The organism is Metamycoplasma sualvi (assembly GCF_045276925.1).
GTDB lineage: Bacteria > Bacillota_I > Bacilli_A > Mycoplasmatales > Metamycoplasmataceae > UBA710.
Genome location: NZ_CP174167.1, coordinates 202,783 through 223,226, shown reverse-complemented (window position 1 = coordinate 223,226; position 20,444 = coordinate 202,783). Strand labels below are relative to the sequence as shown.

General features: G+C 23.3%; 19 protein-coding genes and 2 tRNA genes. 7 read left to right on the top strand and 14 right to left on the bottom strand.

Translation table 4 applies throughout. From position 1 onward, the window contains the following. Together tsf and rpsB are read right to left on the bottom strand one after the other, a co-directional pair. Entirely contained in the window at positions 1–870 is an 870-nt protein-coding gene (gene tsf / locus ACJA29_RS01070; RefSeq protein WP_406602781.1) for a translation elongation factor Ts, read from the bottom strand. 5 nt (positions 871–875) lie between these two features. Then, positions 876–1,808 (bottom strand): 30S ribosomal protein S2, encoded by a 933-nt coding sequence (rpsB, locus tag ACJA29_RS01065; protein ID WP_406602780.1) that lies wholly within the window; start codon positions 1,806–1,808, stop codon positions 876–878. Between the two features lie 238 nt (positions 1,809–2,046). Between rpsB and ACJA29_RS01060 the strand changes: the two genes are divergently transcribed. From ACJA29_RS01060 to ligA, 4 genes are read left to right on the top strand one after another with little or no spacing between them, the layout of a single operon-like run. Then, positions 2,047–2,844, top strand: coding sequence for an energy-coupling factor transporter ATPase (locus ACJA29_RS01060; RefSeq protein ID WP_406602779.1), 798 nt, complete (start codon positions 2,047–2,049; stop codon positions 2,842–2,844). Then, entirely contained in the window at positions 2,835–3,749 is a 915-nt protein-coding gene (locus ACJA29_RS01055) for an ATP-binding cassette domain-containing protein (protein ID WP_406602778.1), read from the top strand. The genes ACJA29_RS01060 and ACJA29_RS01055 overlap by 10 nt, the downstream gene beginning before the upstream one ends. Continuing rightward, positions 3,750–4,664 (top strand): energy-coupling factor transporter transmembrane component T family protein, encoded by a 915-nt coding sequence (locus ACJA29_RS01050; RefSeq protein WP_406602777.1) that lies wholly within the window; start codon positions 3,750–3,752, stop codon positions 4,662–4,664. It abuts the gene before it with no gap. 8 nt (positions 4,665–4,672) lie between these two features. Next, positions 4,673–6,661, top strand: coding sequence for an NAD-dependent DNA ligase LigA (gene ligA, locus ACJA29_RS01045; RefSeq protein WP_406602776.1), 1,989 nt, complete (start codon positions 4,673–4,675; stop codon positions 6,659–6,661). 6 nt (positions 6,662–6,667) lie between these two features. Here the strand turns inward: ligA and ruvB are convergent, their stop codons facing one another. The 6 genes from ruvB to ACJA29_RS01015 form a co-directional block, all read right to left on the bottom strand. Further along, entirely contained in the window at positions 6,668–7,636 is a 969-nt protein-coding gene (ruvB, locus tag ACJA29_RS01040; RefSeq protein ID WP_406602775.1) for a Holliday junction branch migration DNA helicase RuvB, read from the bottom strand. Then, positions 7,599–8,189 carry a Holliday junction branch migration protein RuvA gene (ruvA, locus tag ACJA29_RS01035; protein ID WP_406602774.1) on the bottom strand — a complete coding sequence of 197 codons (591 nt, stop codon included), beginning with the start codon at positions 8,187–8,189 and terminating at the stop codon, positions 7,599–7,601. Before ruvA ends, ruvB begins: the two co-directional genes overlap by 38 nt. Position 8,190: 1 nt before the next feature. Beyond that, complete coding sequence (locus tag ACJA29_RS01030) at positions 8,191–8,367, bottom strand: hypothetical protein (protein WP_406602773.1); 177 nt, start codon at positions 8,365–8,367, stop codon at positions 8,191–8,193. Between the two features lie 728 nt (positions 8,368–9,095). Next, a complete protein-coding gene (locus tag ACJA29_RS01025) occupies positions 9,096–9,284 on the bottom strand; it encodes a hypothetical protein (protein ID WP_406602772.1) in 189 nt (62 codons plus the stop codon). Continuing rightward, the gene (locus tag ACJA29_RS01020) at positions 9,285–9,512 is read right to left on the bottom strand and encodes a DDE-type integrase/transposase/recombinase (protein WP_406602964.1); all 228 of its coding nucleotides are present in this window, start codon (positions 9,510–9,512) and stop codon (positions 9,285–9,287) included. Positions 9,513–10,073: 561 nt separating this feature from the next. Next, on the bottom strand, positions 10,074–10,487 hold the full coding sequence (locus tag ACJA29_RS01015; RefSeq protein ID WP_406602771.1) for a hypothetical protein: 414 nt from the start codon (positions 10,485–10,487) through the stop codon (positions 10,074–10,076). A 383-nt stretch (positions 10,488–10,870) separates the two neighbouring features. Here ACJA29_RS01015 and ACJA29_RS01010 point away from each other — a divergent pair. Both ACJA29_RS01010 and ACJA29_RS01005 read left to right on the top strand, forming a co-directional pair. Next, positions 10,871–10,954: transfer RNA gene (locus ACJA29_RS01010), tRNA-Tyr, on the top strand. 3 nt (positions 10,955–10,957) lie between these two features. Further along, positions 10,958–11,032: transfer RNA gene (locus ACJA29_RS01005), tRNA-Gln, on the top strand. Between the two features lie 83 nt (positions 11,033–11,115). On the opposite strand, the gene ACJA29_RS01000 is transcribed toward ACJA29_RS01005, so the two are convergent. The 6 genes from ACJA29_RS01000 to rplJ all read right to left on the bottom strand — a co-directional run bounded on the left by ACJA29_RS01000 (position 11,116) and on the right by rplJ (position 18,025). Next, positions 11,116–13,212 (bottom strand): hypothetical protein, encoded by a 2,097-nt coding sequence (locus ACJA29_RS01000; RefSeq protein WP_406602770.1) that lies wholly within the window; start codon positions 13,210–13,212, stop codon positions 11,116–11,118. 23 nt (positions 13,213–13,235) lie between these two features. Beyond that, complete coding sequence (locus tag ACJA29_RS00995) at positions 13,236–13,793, bottom strand: inorganic diphosphatase (RefSeq protein WP_406602769.1); 558 nt, start codon at positions 13,791–13,793, stop codon at positions 13,236–13,238. A gap of 63 nt (positions 13,794–13,856) precedes the next feature. Continuing rightward, positions 13,857–16,586: an SGNH/GDSL hydrolase family protein gene (locus ACJA29_RS00990; RefSeq protein WP_406602768.1), complete on the bottom strand. Its 2,730-nt coding sequence runs from the start codon at positions 16,584–16,586 to the stop codon at positions 13,857–13,859. 7 nt (positions 16,587–16,593) lie between these two features. Continuing rightward, positions 16,594–16,911 carry a hypothetical protein gene (locus ACJA29_RS00985; protein ID WP_406602767.1) on the bottom strand — a complete coding sequence of 106 codons (318 nt, stop codon included), beginning with the start codon at positions 16,909–16,911 and terminating at the stop codon, positions 16,594–16,596. Between the two features lie 211 nt (positions 16,912–17,122). Further along, complete coding sequence (gene rplL / locus ACJA29_RS00980; RefSeq protein ID WP_406602766.1) at positions 17,123–17,491, bottom strand: 50S ribosomal protein L7/L12; 369 nt, start codon at positions 17,489–17,491, stop codon at positions 17,123–17,125. Between the two features lie 33 nt (positions 17,492–17,524). Next, on the bottom strand, positions 17,525–18,025 hold the full coding sequence (rplJ, locus tag ACJA29_RS00975; RefSeq protein WP_406602765.1) for a 50S ribosomal protein L10: 501 nt from the start codon (positions 18,023–18,025) through the stop codon (positions 17,525–17,527). A gap of 235 nt (positions 18,026–18,260) precedes the next feature. Here rplJ and ACJA29_RS00970 point away from each other — a divergent pair, with 235 nt between their 5' ends. Then, positions 18,261–20,417 carry an ATP-dependent Clp protease ATP-binding subunit gene (locus ACJA29_RS00970; RefSeq protein WP_406602764.1) on the top strand — a complete coding sequence of 719 codons (2,157 nt, stop codon included), beginning with the start codon at positions 18,261–18,263 and terminating at the stop codon, positions 20,415–20,417. Positions 20,418–20,444: the final 27 nt, after the last annotated feature.

The following is a 20,444-nucleotide window of genomic DNA, read 5'->3' as shown; positions in this document are numbered from 1 at the left end:
TTATTTTTTCATTTGAGCAGCAACTTCAGAAGCAAAATCAACTTCTACCTTTTCAATTCCTTCTCCAACTTCATATCTAATCATTTCTAATTCTGTTGCATTAATTTCTTTTAAGTATTGAGCAACAGTTTTACCTGATTCCACAACATATTCTTGTTCTGTTAATACATTGTTAGATAATTCTTTTCTTAACATCCCAGCTAATATTGATTCTTTAATTTTATCTGGTTTACCATTTAAAGCAGGTGAATTTGCAAATTTATCTTTTAAGTCTTGAATAATATTTGCAGGAACTTGTTGTTCATTAATGTATTCTGGATTCATAGCAACAATATGCATAGCTATCCCTTTTAATTTATCGTCTGTTCCACCTTTTGCAATAAATAAAGCTGCTTTTTTACCATCAAAATGAGAATAAGCCCCTACATTTATCCCTTCTTTTCTTTCTATTAAGTTTAATCTTCTTAAACTAATTTTTTCACCAATTTTAGCTGTCGCTTCAACAGTTAATTCTTCAATAGTTTTTTTAGAAATTGGGTCTACACATTGTAAAAAATTATCATTTGAAAAATTATTAGATAATAATATAACTCCAATACTTGCTACCAATTTTTTAAAATCTTCATTCATTGCCACAAAATCTGTTTGACAATTTACTTCATAAATAATTGCTTTTTGGTCATTTTTAGCAACAGCTACAATACCTTCAGCTGCTATATTGTTTTGTTTTTTAACAGCTTTAGCTGCTCCATTTTTTTGTAATCATTGAATCGCTTCATCAATATTATTATTTGAAGCTTCCAAGGCTTTTTTACAATCAACAAAACCTGCACCTGTTAAATCTCTTAATTTTTTAATCAAATCTCCCATAATTATTATTCTTCCTTTTTAGTTTCTTTTTCTACTTTTTCTTTTTCTAATTTTTGTTCTTGTTTTTGTTCTTGGTTATTATTTTTATCTTGAACTCTTTTTGTAAAGATTCTTTTTGGTCCATTTCCATGTTCATTGTTAGATTTATTATTATTAAATGTTGATTTATGCTCTTCTTGAGGTAAAACAATTAATTCATCAGGTTGATAAGCATATTTAGTTTGTCCACCTTTTCCATGAATAATAGCATCACCTAAAATAGTAATAATCAAGTTTAAAGATTTAACTGAATCATCATTTGCTGGAATACCTAAATCTACTAATTCAGGATCTGTATTTGTATCAATAATTCCTATTACTTTTACATTTCTCTTTTTAGCTTCTTTAATAGCAATTAAATCTTCATTAGGATCGGCTACAATCATAAATTGTGGTGTTCTTTGTAAAGGTTTAATTCCATTTAAGTTTTTACGAAGTTTTTCTAATTCTTTTTTCATTAGAATTCCTTCTTTTTTGGTGTAACCTTCAAAGTTTCTTTTTTCTAATTCTTCTAAATCTTCCATTACTCTTAGACGTGAAAAAATAGTTTTTGAATTAGTTAATGTACCACCTAATCATCTTTCATTTACATAAGCACTATTTGTTCTAATTGCTTGTTCTTTAATAACATCTCTTGCTTGTTTTTTTGTACCAACAAAAATAAAAGTCGACCCTTTTTCTGCAGCTTTTGAAATTAATTTAAAAGCTAATTCTAATGCTTTGTGAGTTTTAGAAACATTAATAATATGAGTTCCATTTTTTACACCATGAATAAATGGTTTCATTTTAGGATTTCATCTATCTTTTTTATGCCCAAAATAAACTCCAGCTTCTAATAATTTATTAATTGATACGACTTCTTTTTCCACTTTTTGTTCTTCTACATTTGTATTTGACATTAATCAATTCTCCTTTTTCAGAATTTCTATATTTTTTATTTTTAATACTTTATATGGTGTTTTTACTTCCTTAAATTTCTAACAACTCATCCTAAATTATATGGACACACCTAGTTGAATCCATTTAAGTGCCATTACATTTTTAATACTTAAATTTATAACTTATTGTATTTTATATGAATTTATCTTTGTTTTTACAAAAATATTAAATATATAAATATATAATATTTTACATATTATGATAAAAGTAAAAGATTTGAAGTTTAAATATCAAGGTGCTAATCAATATGCTTTAGATAATGTTTCAGTTACAATACCAAGAGGTTCTTATGTAGCTATTTTAGGTCATAATGGTTCTGGTAAATCTACTTTTTCTAAATTAATTTCTGGATTGTACAAACCAACAAGTGGAGAAATTTATATTGATGGAATAATGATTAAAAAAAATTCACTAAGGGATATAAGAAAAAAAATTGGAATTATTTTTCAAAATCCAGATAATCAATTTATTGGTTCTACAGTAGAAGATGATTTAGCATTTGGATTAGAAAATGCTAATGTAGATAGAGAAAAAATGAAAAAAATTATTCAGGATTTAGCTGCTAAAGTTGATATGGAAAATTTTTTAGATAGAGAACCTAATTCTTTAAGTGGTGGTCAAAAACAAAGAGTTGCAATTGCTTCTGTTCTAGCTCTAAATCCAGAAATCATCATTTTTGATGAAGCAACATCAATGTTAGATCCCAAAGGAAAAGAAGATGTTTTAAAAATAATTAAGGATATTCAAAAAACTAGAGAAAAAACATTAATTTCAATTACTCATGATATGGATGAAGCAATTATGGCAGATTATTGTATCGTATTTTCAAAAGGTAAAATCATTGCTTTTGATGAATCAAAAAATATTTTAAATAATAGCAAAATCATTGAAGAATCAAAAATAGATTCTCCTTTTATATATAAAATATCTTCAAAAATAGATGGAATAAAACCAACTTATGATATTGAAGAATTATTGGAGAATATATGAAAATAAAAGTTCTAGATATAACCCATACTTTTCAATCAAATATTGTTGAAAAATTTGATGCAATATCAAATGTGAAATTTAACATTAATGAAAATGAATATATAGGGATTATAGGACCAACAGGCTCTGGAAAAACAACTTTAATTGAACATTTGAATGGATTATTAATTCCTACAAAAGGATCTGTAGAATTTGATTATTCAATTACTAAATATAATAAAAAAACAAAATCAGAAAAAGTTATTAATAAAACTAAAGTTATAAAAAAATCTTGAAAAAAAATTAAAAATATCAATGAAATTAGAAGATTAGTAGGAATTGTTTTTCAATTTTCGGAATATCAATTATTTGAAGAAACTGTTGAAAAAGATATTATATTTGGCCCTATTAATATGGGAATCTCAAAAGAAGAAGCCTTGAAAATTGCAAAAGAATCAATTGTTAAAGTGGGATTAGATGTATCTTTTTTAAATAAAAATCCTTTTGAATTATCTGGTGGTCAAAAAAGAAGAGTGGCAATTGCTGGAATTTTATCAATGAAACCAAAAATCTTAATATTTGATGAACCAACCGCTGGATTAGATCCAGAAGGAAGTTATGAGATTTTAAAATTATTTGATCAATTGTCACAAGAAGGAACTACAATAATAATAGTAACACATGATCTGGATCATGTGTTAGAACATACTAAAAGAACCATTTTTATTAGAAAAGGTAAAATAATAAAAGATGGTCCAACATTAGATATTCTTTCAGATGAAAAATTATTAATTGAAAATAAAATGTCAATTCCAAAAATTATTAATTTGACCAATAGAATTAATAGAAAATATCAAATGAATATTCCTTATTGTACTAATGTTGATCAATTTACCAAAATAATTAACAAAATAAGGAAAGAGAAGAAATAAATGAAAGTAGCATTAGGTAGATATCTTCCAGGTAATTCAATAATTCATAAGATGGATGCTAGAATCAAATTACTAGCTAATATTTTGTTTATTGTTTTATTTTTTCTAGCTAATAATTTTATTATTCAAGGTTTTATATTGTTACCATTAATCATTGCTTTTATTATTTCGACAAGAAAACCACTATTTTTATTAAAAATGCTAATAATGCCAATTATCATCGGTTTTTTTATGTTAATTATTAACATGTTTATTTTAGAAACAGATGCTGCTATGAAATTTTTAGAAAATGCTGGAGTTGAACCATGAAAATATACAGAATGATTAAATTTAATTTGACCTAATATCAATTCACCTAAACTTAATTATGTTATTTTAATTACAACATGTTCTATTATTATTAGAATTTATGGAATTATTTTATCAATGACATTATTCACTTTATCTACTCAACCCATTTTGATTACAAAAGCATTAGATTTTTATTTTTATCCTTTAAAATGATTAAAAATACCTATTCATATTTTTACTATGATAATTTCTATAGCTTTTAGATTTGTTCCTACTTTAGTTGATGAAGCTTCTAGAATTTTTAAATCTCAAGCATCAAGAGGAGTAGATTTTAAAAACGGATCTTTCAAAACTAAAACTAAAGCTTTAATTGTTTTAATTGTTCCTTTATTTGTTTCTTCTTTTGCAAAAGCAGATGATTTATCTAATGCTATGGAAACTAGAGGATATAACCCATATGGCAAAAGAACTTCATATCGTATTTGGAAATTTACATGATTTGATTCTATTTCTTTAATTTTTACAGTTTCTTTTATTGTTTTAATGTTTTTACTTATTTATAATCCTAATAATATTTTTCATTTTCCAAATTGATGATATGAAGCAAGATGTGTTTTTGAATAAGGTAACATATGAGCAAAAATATAAAAAATAAAATAAAAGAACTAGTATATTTAATAAATAAATGAAATATAGAATATTTTGATAATGATAACCCTTCAGTGAGTGATCGTGTTTATGATACTCATTTAAAAGAATTAACAGAACTTGAAAAAAAATATCCCCAATATATTTTAGAAAATTCTCCAACTAAACATATAGGAGCTAATGTCAAAAATAAGTTTGCAAAAGTAACACATAGCAAACAGATGTTTTCTCTTGATAAAGCTTATTCTTTTAATGAAATAGATAAATTCATTAATGATATTTTAGAAGTTACAAATGATAATAAAATTAAATTATTAGTACAACCCAAAATTGATGGTTTGTCAATTTCTCTAGTATATGAAAATGGAGAGTTAAAAAAAGCTATTACAAGAGGAGATGGAATTGTAGGAGAAGATGTAACTAATAATATAAAAAATATTATTAAAGATATTCCTACTATTATTGATTTTCAAGATCATTTAATTGTTCGAGGAGAAATTTATATTAGTAAAACAAATTTTCAAAATATTATAAATGAAGAAAATATTAATTATGCAAATCCAAGAAATCTTGCTTCAGGTACTTTGAGACAATTAGACAATTCAATTGTTAAAAGAAGAAATTTATCATCATTTATTTATGAAATAGTAGAACCTGAAAAAATTGGTTTATTTACTCAAGAAAATATTATTGATTTTTTAAAGAAAAATGGTTTTGCTATTTTAAAAGATTATTCTATTATTGATGTCCAAAATAAACATGAAATTTATAATTTTATAACAAATTTTGAAAATAATATAAGAAGCAATTTGGAATATGAAATAGATGGAATGGTAATAAAATTGAATGAAGTAAAGTATTATGAAGAAATAGGATTTACTTCTAAGTTCCCTAAATTTATGATTGCTTATAAATTTGATGATGAATTAACTCAAACTATATTAGAGGATATTTTCATCACTATTGGAAGAACTGGAATAGTAACATATAATGCCAAATTAAAAAAAGTTTTGCTTAAAGGAACTTATGTTTCTGCAGCAACTTTACACAATTACAATTACATAGAAGAATTAAAAATTAATAAAGGTGATGAAGTTACTATTAAAAAGGCTGGAGAAATTATTCCTAAGGTTGTTTCTTTAAGCAAAAAACATTCTATAGGAACATATCCTAAAATTACTATTTGTCCTTTTTGTAATTCAAATTTAATAGACACTAAAACTTTTAATAATCAAATGTGTATTAATGAAAAATGTTCTGAAATTAATATTAAAAAAATTATTCATTTCACATCAAAACAAGGGATGAATATTGAAGGGTTGGGACCTAATATTATAAGACGATTTTATGAATTAAATTTTCTAAAAAAAATAGAAGACATTTTTACATTAGATCAATACAAAAATGAAATTATTAATGAAAAGGGATTTGGAGAAAAATTTTGGAAAAATCTAAAAAAGGGGATTGATGATTCTTACAATGTTTCTTTAGATAAATTAATATTTGCTTTAGGAATCCCTCAATTAGGTAGTAGAAATGCCAAAAATATTGCAAAAAAAATCAATAATTTTAGTGAATTATTCAATATTACAGAAGACCTTCTATTATCTATTCCAGATATAGGACCTATAATGATTTCTGAATTTTTTGAATTTATTAATAAAAAACAAAATATAGATCTTTTTAATTTCTTATTATCTATTAATATCAATCCATCTAATGAATCAAAAAATAGCAAAATTTATAAATTCTTTGAAAATAAATCTTTTGTAATTAGTGGAACTTTTTCAATTAGTAGAAGTGAGTTAACTAAAATTATAGAAAATAGTGGAGGTATTGTTACTTCTAGCGTTTCTAAAAAAACTGATGCTCTTATTTTAGGAGATAATGGAGGAAGTAAAAAAGAAAAGGCTGATAATTTAAAAATTAAAATAATTACTAAATTAGAACTTGATGAAATATTAAAAGATTAATTATTTCTATTTGTATTGTTCAAAATTTAAAAGATAATTTACTCCTAAATAAGTGATCATTCTTCCTTTCGATGTTTTTTTTATAAATTTCTTAGAAAGCAAAAAAGGTTCTATTTCATTAAGAACAATATTTTTTCTTTCATTTAGTACAGAAATTAAAACATTTAACGATACTGATTTTTGATCAAAAACTTCTAAAAGTACTTTTAAATATTCTATGTGAATATCTGTTAATCCTTCTTTATATATTGATAATGATTTTAAAGTCATTTTAATTATTTTGTTATTAATAATTCCATTATTGTAATAATTTGAAAAATCAATAACTCTTTTTGCTAATCTATTAGCTATTCTTGGTGTTCCTTGAGAAAAAGATGCCAAAAACATTGCTTGTTCTTTTGTTATTTCATAACCCAAATTATTGGATGTTTGAATAATTATTTTAGATAATTCATCATCAGAATAATTTGATAATTTAAAAATTAGTCCAAAACGATCTCTGATTGGTTGAGAAATTTTAGCAAAATCTGTTGTTGCAGCAATTAAAGTAAAGGGTTTAATTTTCATTCTTAAAATTCTTTTTTCTCCTTCAGGACCAATTTGAATATCAATAACATTATCTTCCATTGCAGAATAAATTAATTCTTCTAAATTACTGTTCATTGAATGTATTTCATCAATGAAGATAATATCATTTTCTTGTACACTAGTGAATATTGATAAAATATCAGATTTTTTCTCAATCAAAGCACCTTGAACATAATTTATTTTTCTATTACAAAAATTCGCAATTATATTTGCTAATGTTGTCTTACCTCTTCCTGGAGGACCATAAAAAATAATATGATCTAATGTTTTATTTTGCTTTTTTGCCGATTCAATACAAACCTTTATAGTGTCTATTATTTTCTTTTGTCCAATAAATGAATTAAAGTCACTAGGCCTTAATGATGGTTGAATTGTTTTGTTGTTCATGAGAAATTAATTCTATTGCTTCTTCAATCATTTGATCAATATTTTCAACATTTTTTATTTTTGATGAAACTAAATTAATTTGTTTATCATTGAATCCAAGAGATTTCAATGTTTTATAAACTTCTAATTTGTTTTTATTTTCCTCTTTATTAACAACTAATGAATCATATTTCTTTTGAAAATCTAAAATCAATTTTTTAGCAATTTTTTCTCCTACATATGGAATTTTAGAAATATTTTCAATATTAGCATTTGCTATATCATTCATAACATTTTTTCAATTTGAACCAATAATTGACATCGCAATTTTAGGTCCTATTCCCTGTATCGAAAGTAGATCTTCAAAGAATAATCTTTCTTTATATTCTTTAAAACCAAATAATATTTTTTTATTGGTATTTTCATAGCTATATTCATATATAAAAATTTTTTTAAATTTATTTAATTCATAATCTTGAGAATTTGATATAACAATAGAATAACCTATGTAATTAGATTCTAGAATTAGTGATCTTTTAGATATTGAAATTACTTTTCCTAATATATAAAGCATATTAATTTTTTTCCTTTTTAATTTGAATTAAAATATTTTTTTCTAAATTATTATTATCACCAATTTTGTATAAAAGAATCTGTTTAGAATTATCTATTTCATAAATTAATTCTCCAATGCTAATTTCGTTGTAATAATCAAAAACAATTTCATTGCCTATAATATTTTTATTATCCATAATAAATATAAATCACCTTTCAATTTTAATTAAATAATTGAAAGTTATCGCTTGTTACTAATGTCACTATTTATTATATCACAAATTATGTTTTTAAGTTTTTAACAATTATTTATCCTATAAAATTAAATTGAAATTTTTTAAATTTTTTCTAATTCTTTTTAATATAAATTGAAGTTTCATATAATTTAGTTGTCCTTTTTTTGGTTTTTTTATATTTTACAAGGACAGCCAGGGAGAAATCTCTGGTTTTTTATTTATCGGTATTCATTTTGGTAGCTTTATAATCAAAATTTAAAAATTATTAATCAAACTATCAAAGTAGCAGCAAAACCAAAAATCAAAATGTATAAATATATTTTGTTTTTGGTTTTGGTGGTGGTCATTAAGAACCTACCAAACCAAAAATAAAACATATTAATAAAACAAATTACAAATTAGCAGCAAAATAAAACCTACTCATTTAGTAGGTTTTATTTTTGCTTAATAATATTTTGTATTATGTCTATTATCAGTAAAATTATTAAGCAATAAACATTATACATCAAAAAATATTTAAAAATTTAAAAAATTAATGTTTTTTAAAGTTACCAATTTCAATACCGATAATTCCTTGTATTTCATAATTTTACAATATTTATCAAAGTTGAAATATTCAGTGGGAGTTTTTCTTTTCTAATAATTCAAAGTATTTTTACAGTTCTTCTTGAGTAACGATGGCTCCTAATTTATATTTCAGTATTTTGTAAATAAGTTTCTGCATTAATTACAAGTGCAATTAGATCACAATCATCTTGGGTTAAATTTTTAAAAGATTTGCCTTTTGGAATAAATTTTCTTATTTGCTTATGTTTTTGTTCAATCGAACCTTTTTGTCAAGAAGAATATGGATTAGTAGAAAATCATGGAATATTCAATTAATCTAAATCAGAATTTTCAGTTCCATTGTCTGATGTAATCGATTTGATTTCTTGATTCATATTTTCGATGTTATTTTCTACTGCTTTTAAAAATTCACTACTTTGTTTATTTTCATAAATAGTTATGGATAGTCTTCTAGATTTTCTATCAATCATTGTAGAAAGATATTTATTATCAGTTTTAGTTCCTTCTACAGTATCTACTTCAACATCACCATATCTAATTCTTTTATTGATAATTTCATCTCTATGTTACTTTGCTCATTTTATTTTGCTTAATTAAGTAATACAAATGCTTGGGGGAATAACATAATCCTAATTTCTTTTTTATTATCTTGGATAAAGTTTTAGCAGAAGTTTTGTTGCTAGTTACTTTAGCTATTATTTTTATTAATTTGGCAACTAATAGATGTTTTGCAAAATGTTTTTCTTCTTTTGTTATGGTTAATTTTTTTTCTTTTATTATTTAGTCGAGAAAGATAAATATTTACATCATAGATCTTATAAGAATAATTTTTTATTCTATAAAGAATCTGATAATTTGTTCATTAATATGAAGATAAAATTAATTTTTTCTAATTCTTTTTCAGATATAAATTGAAGTGTCACATAATTTAAGCTTCCTTTTTGTGTTTATTTATTTTACAAGGACAGCCAAAGAGAAACCACTGGTTTTTTATTTATCGGCATTCATTTTGGTAACTTTATGCCCAACTAGGAGCTTTTTTATTTGCTATCAAATTATGTATAATTAAAAAAATATTACTTTAGGTCTTTATAAATAAATTATTTTTTATGATTTGTATTTCTTCTAAAATCATCTTTATGAAAAGATTCAAGAACACTTAGTCTTTGGTCAACTTTATGGTTGAATTCCTTTTGTTCTTCTATAAAATCAGCAACTGAATTATTAAATTCTTTTTGTTCTTCTATAAAATCAACTACTGAATTATTAAATTCTTTTTGTTCTTCGTTAAACTCTTTTTGTTCTTTAACAAATTCATTCATATCTTTCATAAATTCTGTCACATCCGACATAAACTCTAATACTTTATTTTCAAAAGATGATTTTTTCACTTTATCTTTATCTCCAGTAATTTTAATTTTATAAGATTTCTTTGTTTCTTCAATTAATTCAATTTTAGGATCATTAGATAAATTTAACAATTCATTCATCTTCTTTTTGTTGATAATTGACATGATTTAAATTTTATCAAAGATGAAATAGAAATTTATTCCTAATTTTCTTTAATTTTTTTCTTTTCTTATTTAGTCGAGAAAAATAAATATTTACATCATAATAATAGATCTTATAAGAATAATTTTTCATTCTATAAAGAATCTGGTAATTTGTTCATTAATGCAAAGATTAAATTAATTTTTTCTAATTCTTTTTCAAATATAAATTGAAGTTTCATATAATTTAAGTGTCATTTTTGTTATTTATTTATTTTACAAGGACAGCCAGAGAGAAATCTCTGGTTTTTTATTTATCGGTATTCATTTTGGTAACTTTATTATTTATAATTTTTTTATAATAACAAAATATTTTTTAATATATAATTAAAATATGTTTTGCAAATGGAGGGGTAGCAAAGCGGCCAAATGCGGGTGGCTGTAACCCACTTCTTTCGAGTTCGGGGGTTCGAATCCCTCCCCCTCCACCATTTTGCCCCTTCGCCAAGCGGAAAGGCATTGGATTTTGGTTCCAACATGCGTAGGTTCGAATCCTACAGGGGCAGCCATATCATCAGTTGATGTAAAAATATACAAAGATAACAAGTGTTATTTTTTTTATCTATTTTTTTAAAATTAACAATAAAAAATATTAAGAACGAATATATTTAATCAGAAATTTTACTTTTGGTAATGTTGTAGAAACACCATTTTTATAATATTTCATATATATATTAGTGTTAGTTTCATTATTTGGAATGATTTTAATTTCTATTTCAGATGAAGTGATTACTTTATTGGTGCTATCATATGAAGATAATTTATTTTTTACTAAAGCAAACTCTAATTTATATTTTTCTAAAAATTTAGTAATATCTAAATTATTGCCAGCCAATGTTGGATTAGCTAAAATAGCTTTTAAAATAGTATCATCAATTTCAGTTTTTAATACAGTAGAAATTTGACTCTCATCATCTAAACATTTACTTAAAATTTCATTAAAATAATTTTCATTATTAATATTAATTGTAATTTCTTTATTTGTTGCAAAATAATCATAAATAACAGAGGCCATTTGTAAATCTTTTGTCAAATATCCTCCTATACTAATAAAAGCACTTCTTAGAGCTGAATTATATGAACTATTATTCGAACTATCACTTTTACCACTTGGTGGTAAGAAATCAATATATTGACTAGATTTAACAAGAGGATTATTGCCAGTAGCAGATGAAACAAAAAGATCTTCTAATTGAATTTGCATTATAAATGGCAATTGAATTGTTCCTGCTACTAAATTTGGTTTAATATCATTTACTTTACTCAAATCTAAAGTAAATCTAAATTTATTTACTTTATTATTAGAAGTCATACTAAACTCTAAATAAGAACCATCTTGTGATTTTGTAATACCAGGAAATAAAGTGCTTATATTTGTATTAGATAATAATCAATCAATATTAATAGAAGAAATAATTGTATTTGATGGAAGTTCTTTATATTTATCATTAATTTCTAATAAAGTTAAATTTTGATAAGCTTTATAACCATTATCAATTGCTGATAAATCATCAACTTCTTGACCATTTTCAGTTATTTTTTTTGATAAAGTTAACATATTATTAATTGTGGTAATTTTATTGATATTAGATGGAAAAATTTCATAAGAAGTAAATCTATCAATTAATTTTCATGTAACTACCAAATTACCTGTTATATCATTTGCAGTTGATGTCATCTCTAGATCAAATCATTTTGTTTTATTGATTGCAGCATTTAAGATTTGTAATATATTATCAATGTATTGATTAGGTCCTTCTTTAAGATTTTGATTGATCAATTCAAACATTGATTTAAATTGAGCTACTGTTGTTACACCTGAAGATAAATAAGGGATCTTTTTATCTGGACCTAGTAAAGTAACAATACTAAATGTTCTTCCTGAAAGTGTGTTAAAAATATCTATTATTTCTTTATTTCTATCATTCAAATTAGTAAATCCACTTATTATCATTTGTTTATTTGAAATATTATCTGGATAAAAAATCAAACCAGTATTACTATTGATTATTGATAAATCTCATTCAATTTGCCCTAAATAATCATTAAAAATCATATTAGTTTTTATATTGCTATTAGGAATGGTTTGATTTATTCCTGTAGTTGAATAATCAAAACTTATATCATTAACTTGTAAATATGAAGGAAGAATTGTAGCAAATTTTGAGGGATCTAAAACTTCGTTAGTTGTTGTATTTTTAATTGTAACTTTGTTAGAACTTTGATTTCAAGAACTATAGATATTATTTAAAGTATTTTTCTGATCTAAAGTTAAAGACTTAACAGAACTAATTGATTTCTCTATATTTTTATATTCAATAAAATTTGTATTTGAGTTTTTAATTCTTAATTCCATGTTTATTCTTATCAATTTATTATCAACATCTTTATGAATAATAAATTGATATTCATATGCATTGGATAAATTTTGCAATGATAATAAAGAATCTATTTCTTCCAAAGTCAAAATTGCTTGATTATTTTCATCAAAAATAAAATTTTCAAAATATAAATTATTTTTTACATTTTCTTTTATTAAAGCATTCGCAAAATATTCATATTGTTTATTAATTTCTTCTTCAGTTAAAGCATTTACTGCTTGATTATTGGAACAAGATATAATGAAAAAACTAGGTAAAATTAAAGATGGTAAAGCAGCTAATTTAATTGCTCAATTAACTTTTTTCATCTTAACCTCCTAATTATAAATTTCTATATCTCATATTTTTCTGGATGTTTTTTCTTCATTTTATCTATAAATTCTTCTTTAGGTAAATGTCCATAATCTTTCATTAATTTATAGCATTCTTCATATTCTTTTCAAGCCCATTCAATGCTTTCAAATCCTGGAACTTTTGTAATTCCTTCTCTTTTTCAATTTTTATATGTTGAAAAAAATGTCTTTACTTCTTCTAATCAATTTTTAGGTAAATCTTCTAATTTTTGAATATCACTTAAACGATAATCATCATGATGAACAGCAATTAACTTAGTATCTGTTTCTCCATCATCAATCATCTTCATTGCTCCAACTATTCTAGCATTAACTTCTACTCCTGGAACAAATTTTTCACTTGTATATACTAATACATCTAATTCATCTCCATCTCAATCTAAAGCATCTTCGATGAAACCATAATTAGCAGGATATACAAAACCATCTCTTAAAATACGATCCACTTTCATTTTTCTTGTTTCTCTATCAAACTCATATTTAATATTTGATTCTTTTGGTATTTCAATAATTACTTTAATAATTTTTGTTGACATAATAGTTTAATTATAGCAAACATTTTATTTTGAAAATAAAATGCCAAAATAAAATCGCAATTATTATATATAACCTTTTTTTAGAATCTCTAAAATCAATTTAGATTTATCATTGTTTTCTTTATTAGAATTTTTATCCAAAGAATATATAATGTTCAATGGTTTTAAAACATTTTGTTTTGAGTCATTATTATCCATTATCAAATCATAATTTCCGGTTTCATTAAACATATCTAACATCAGGTTATCAGTTGATGCATTTTTCCCATGCTTATATCCTGCAATTTGAAATAAAATTCTAACAATTGATATTCTTTTATCCATAAAATAATTTTTATCAATATTTTTTTGAAATAATTGGCGCAATACAAATAATGATATTAACATTAACCTAAAAAATGTTTTATAATAAAGATTTTTAGTTTTATCTTTACTATTTGAAGCATAATAACTAGTTATTAATTTGTTACATAAATTACTCATAAATCTTTTTGTTTTTGAAAGTTTGTCAAGAAATTTTAATAATTTCATTATTTTCATTTTATTGTTTTCTACTAAACCTTTTGGATTTGTTAAATTTAAAATATTTTTAAAAATAATTCCATCATAATCCATATTAACAAATATTAAATCTAGAGCTTTGACATAATCTAAAAATGTTTCTGAGGTAATTTTTTCTATTTTAATGTTTTCAATTTGTGATCAAAATTTCTTTTTATCACTTTCTAATAAAAATTCTATGATATCTTGAAATGTAATACTATTTTTATCTTGCTTTGCAAAATTAATAATAGCATCAGAAATTATTTCGATAAATGAATATTTTTCATTACATATGCATGAGAAAATATTAACAAAAAAATGTTTCATTATTTTAAAGTTGCTTTTGCTATTTTCTATATTTAATAATTTCATTAAATATAAAACTAGTTCATCATCAATCTTAATTCCAAGAATAATTTTTTTCAAAATTGAATAAACAAAATTATTAATTTTTTCATTTTGCAAAAATAATTCTAATAATTCTTCTGATTTTTTTATTCTTTTAATTTCTTCAATTGATGAAAAATAAAAATTAAAAATAATTTGACCTAGCTCAGAATAATCAATTTGAGAATTTAAATGAGCAGAAATTTGATCTAAATATTTATCATTTAATTCAATACCTAATTTAGAAATTAATAAATAACTTATTAATTTTTGAGTAATTATTTCAATTATGATTTTAACTCTATTTTTTGCTAGTAATCTATTGAAAATTAAAATAACATTTTTTCTATTTTGTTTTAATTTATTCTCTTCTTCTAATGTTCAAAAGTTTGCAAATTCTACTAAGACTCAAGTAATGAAATCAAAATTCAAAATTTGATCAAATAAAATATTAAAAAATTCATCAATTGTTAAGTTTTTTTCAGTTTCAAGAAATTTTTGGTCTATTTGATTTTGAATTTTATTTGCAACTACAGAAATTAAATTAATTTTCATGATGAATTTTTTAAAATATTTCATTTCAATTAATTCATTAAAATCACTAATTGCTTTTTTATCAAAATTTAATTCTAAAGAATTAACTATAATTAAAAAAGTTCTTTTTAAAGATCTAGATAAAAAATTATTAGGATCATTTTTGTCATCTAAAGCTTGTTCAAAAAATAAAGATGTTTCTAAAAATTTAGAACTATTTTCAATTTTTGTTTTTTTAAATAATAATTCATCATTTAATCCGTAAATTTTTTCAATTAAGTCTTGATTAGAAATATTTTTTTGTTCAAAATCAATTCCATTTTGAAAACATTGATAGTCTTGTTTTAAATAACTATCATTAAATGATTTAATTTGTTTTGTGATATTTTTTAAATTATCCTTTTCAAAAAAAGAATCTGATGCTGAAATTTTTAATAAAACATCTTGAGCAATTTTTTTGTATCCAAAAATTGTTGGATGTGCTTCATAAAATACATTACACATCATATAACTATTTTCATCTCAAAATTTTTTATTGTTTGTTGATATAAAATAAACTTCTGCTTTTTTAGCACATCTTTTTAAAGAATTATTAATTTCATCATAACAATATTCTACAATGTTATTTCCCATTCCAAGTTCTTTCAAAAATAAATCTAATATTTTCCAAAATGTCCCAAACATTTTATTGTATCCTACTAGATAAATGGATGCTAAAGGATTTAAATCTTTAATTCTATTAAGCATTATGATTATATCTTTTTCTATCTCATGAACAGAATTTTTAATAATTGTTTTTAATTCTAACAATGGATCAGGATAATTAATAGTAATTTCTATAATTCGATCTATTGGAATTCTGGGAATAATAAAATTAGCTCCAATATTAATTGTTATTAGATTTGCTAAAACAATTTTGCTAATTAAATATTCAAAATCATTTCTAGATTTTTTTCCAAAATTTTTAAATTGTTTCTTTAATCTTCTTCTTTCAGGATTATTCTTTAGTTCATTCAACCATATTGCATAATTAATTTTATCTATAGAATTTTGATAAGAATATTTTTCATCTTGAACATTTAAAAAATAATTTCAATCTTCAGGTCTTGTTCCTGACATTGAAAAATTATCAAAAGATTCCAAAATATTTTTATCTATTTTTTGTAAATTACGAGCTAAAAAAGATGGTCATGAAGTTCCACTTATAGTATTATCTAAATCCATGCTTCCAGCATATCCAAAATTATATTTTCCATTGTAACCTTCAGAGATAGAATCACCTAAAGCTACATATCTAATTTTTTCTTTTAATAAATCTATTTTTTTCATAATATCACTAATTAACAAATGCTATCACTACAGGCAAAATAAATGTATAAAACATAATTGAAAACATAATTAATGCTTTACAAAATAAAGAACCTTTATAAATAAAAAACATATGACAAATTCCTAATATAAATCCTAAAATTGGAATAATAATTCAATTTAATAAATAACTTAAATTATTAAAATCTATTGTTCATACTAAATATATAAAAGCATATAAACAAAAGCCCAAAGTATATGAAAGCATAATCAAAATATTTCTAAAAGAATTTCTCATATGGTAAGAAAATTCTCGTTTAGGTTTTTTATCTAAAATTATTTTCATACACTTTTAAATTTTAAATTAATTATAAAAATTAATATTAAAAATTTAATAGATGCTAATTACAAAAAAACTTTTGGATAACATTACAAAATATATTTATAATGAAAATGTAAAAACAAAAAAAGAAGGGAGTACTACTTAAATATCCAAAAAAAATGAAAAGATGTTGGTCTTTTCATTTTTTATATTCAAATTAAATCAAGCTTTTATATTATTCAACTAAAACTTGAGCACCAGCTTGTTCCAATAATTTTTTCAATTCTTCAGCTTCTTCTTTTTTAATATTTTCTTTAACTGTAGCAGGAGCTGATTCAACAAGTTTTTTAGCATCCATTAATCCTAAACCAGTTGCATCTTTTACAACTTTAATAACAGCAACTTTGTTTCCACCATCACCTTTTAAAACAACTTTAAATTCTGTTTTTTCAGCTGCTGCTTCAGCAGGAGCTGCTGCTGCAACTGCTACTGCTGAAGGATCAATACCAAATTCTTCTTTTAAAGCTTCTACTAATTCCATTACTTCTTTAATGTTCATTTCTTTTAATGAACTAATAAATGATTCTTTTGTTAATTTTGCCATGTTTATCTCCTTATTCTTAACATTTAATTATTTTTATTCAGATTTAACTTTATTTTCATCAACTAACATTTTCAACCCAATTCCAATTTGTCTAATTGGCGCTTGTAATGAAGTTGCCAACATTGTCAATGCTTCTTCATAAGTTGGTAATGTAGCAATATCCATAATTTCAGCTTTATCTGCAACTTTTTGTTCTACTATACCTGAAATTAGTTCAACTTGTTTATGTTTTTTACTAAAATCATATAGAACTTTGGCAGCAGATAAATAATCTGAATATGAAAAAGCAAACATATTTGCCCCAACTAAAGTACTTGATAAAGAACTAAATTCTGTATTTTCAATCGCTTTTTTTACTAAACGATTTTTATATACTTTAATTTCAACATCTTTTTCTTTAGCTAATTTTCTTAATGCTTGGATTTCTTTAACAGTTAATCCTTGGTATCTAGCAACTACAATTGCTTGAGACTTAGAAATCTTATCACTAATTTCTTTAGCTTTCAAGATTTTTTGTTCTTTCAAGAAACTCATATGACCTCCTTGATATTTTATTTACAATACAAAAAAGATTTATACATTTGGTAACAAATTAAGCAATTATTGCAGTTACTGTCTTCATGTATTGCAATTAAAATTCTATAATATTTTTAAAAATATTAATAAAATAAATTTAGCACTCAATAAATTAAAGTGCTATAATTTGATTAGGTTATTTGTGTTAGATTAAAAATAAATAACTAATACTAATGATTTTAAGGAGGCAATTATGGATTTTAATTTTATGCCTAATGAACAAAATGTTGATTCATTAAAAAAATATGGAAAAAATTTAACAGAATTGGCTAGCAAGAATAAGTTAGAACCTATTATAGGCCGTGATGATGAAATTAGAAGAGTGATTAGAATTCTTTCTAGAAAAACCAAAAATAATCCTATATTAGTAGGTGAACCTGGAGTGGGTAAAACAGCAATTGTAGAAGGTCTTGCTAAAAAGATTGCTTTAGGTGATGTTCCTGAAAATTTAAAAGATAAAGAATTAATAGAAATTGATTTAGCTTCAATGTTTGCTGGAGCATCTTTTCAAGGTCAATTTGAAGAAAGGATTAAAAATCTAACAAAGCAAATTAAAGAATCTAATGGAAAAATAATTATTTTTATTGATGAAGTTCATATGATTGTAGGAACAGGGAAAAACTCTGCAAATAATGCTATGGATGTTGCTAACATATTAAAACCTATGCTTGCTCGTGGGGAAATGATGCTAATTGGAGCAACAACATATGATGAATATAAAAAATACATTGAAACTGATGCTGCTTTAGAAAGAAGAATGCAAAAAGTGGATGTAGCAGAACCTTCTATAGAAGATACTATTACAATTATGAGAGGAATTAAAGAACGTTTTGAATCTTTTCATAGTGTAAAAATTGAAGATAGCGCTATAGTAGCTGCTGCTAAAATGTCTTCACGTTTTATTTCTGATCGTTTTTTACCAGATAAAGCAATTGATTTAGTTGATGAAGCCGCTGCTACATTAAAAACAATAATGAATTCTAAACCTGAAATATTAGAGAAATTAGAACAGAAAAAAATGGCTTTAGAAATGGAAAAAATTGCTCTTTCTAAAGAAAAAAATAATGCAGATAATAATGAAAAACTAAATAACAGAATTAAAGAGATAGAAGAAACATTAAATTCTATTAATAAAGAAATTGATCAAGTTTCTCAAAAATGACAATCTGAAAAACAATCTGTGGAACAAATATCATCAAAAAAATATCAATTAGAACAATTAAAACAAAAATTAGTTCAATATCAAAATGAATCTAATTATGAAAAAGCTTCTGAATTATTATATAAATCTATTCCTGAATTAGAAGAGGAAATTAAAAAATTAGAAAATAATTCTAAAATTGATCAATCATTAGTTCGTGATAGTGTTGGAGAAAATGAAATTGCTGCAATTGTTTCTAAATGAACCAAAATTCCAGTTGCTAAATTAGTTGAAAGTGAATCTAAAAAATTATTAAATTTAGAAAATGATTTAAATCAAAGAGTAATTGGTCAAGAACATGCTACAAAATTAGTATCTGAAACTATTTTAAGATCAAAAGCAAATATTAATGATCCTAATCGACCAATTGGTTCATTTATATTTTTAGGACCAACAGGTGTTGGAAAAACAGAACTTGCTAAAACACTTGCCTTTTCATTGTTTGATAGTGAAAAACAAATGATTAGAATAGATATGTCTGAATTTATGGAAGCTCATTCAATATCTAAATTAATAGGATCTCCTCCAGGATATGTTGGATATGGGGAAATGTCTCAATTATCAGACAAAGTAAGACAAAATCCTTATAGTGTAATTCTTTTTGATGAAATCGAAAAAGCTCACCCTGATGTATTAAACATTTTGCTACAAATTTTAGATGATGGGATTTTAAAAGATTCAAAAGGTAAAGAAATTAATTTTAAAAATACTATTATCATTATGACATCTAATATAGGTTCTAATATTATTTTAGAAAATAAAAATGCTGAGCAAAAAGTTATTCAAGAAATGCAAAAAGTATTTAGACCAGAGTTTATTAATAGAATTGATGAAATAATTGTATTTAATCCTTTAGATGAAAAAGTGATCGAAAAAATTATTGAAAAAGAATTGAAAAAATTATCATCAAGAGTATTGGAAAATCAAGATATTACAATAAAATTCAGCCCTAAAATTAATGAATATATTTTAAAAAATGGTTATAACAAAATTTTTGGAGCAAGACCTATTAATCGTTTAATTAAAAATGATATAGAGTCTTTTATTGCTAAAAAAATTATTTCTCATGATATGAAAAAAAATGAGACATATGAATTAACATGTGATAAATTTGGAAAAATTGTCATGAAAGAAGATTTATTAAATTAAATACTATAATATAATATAATTTAGATA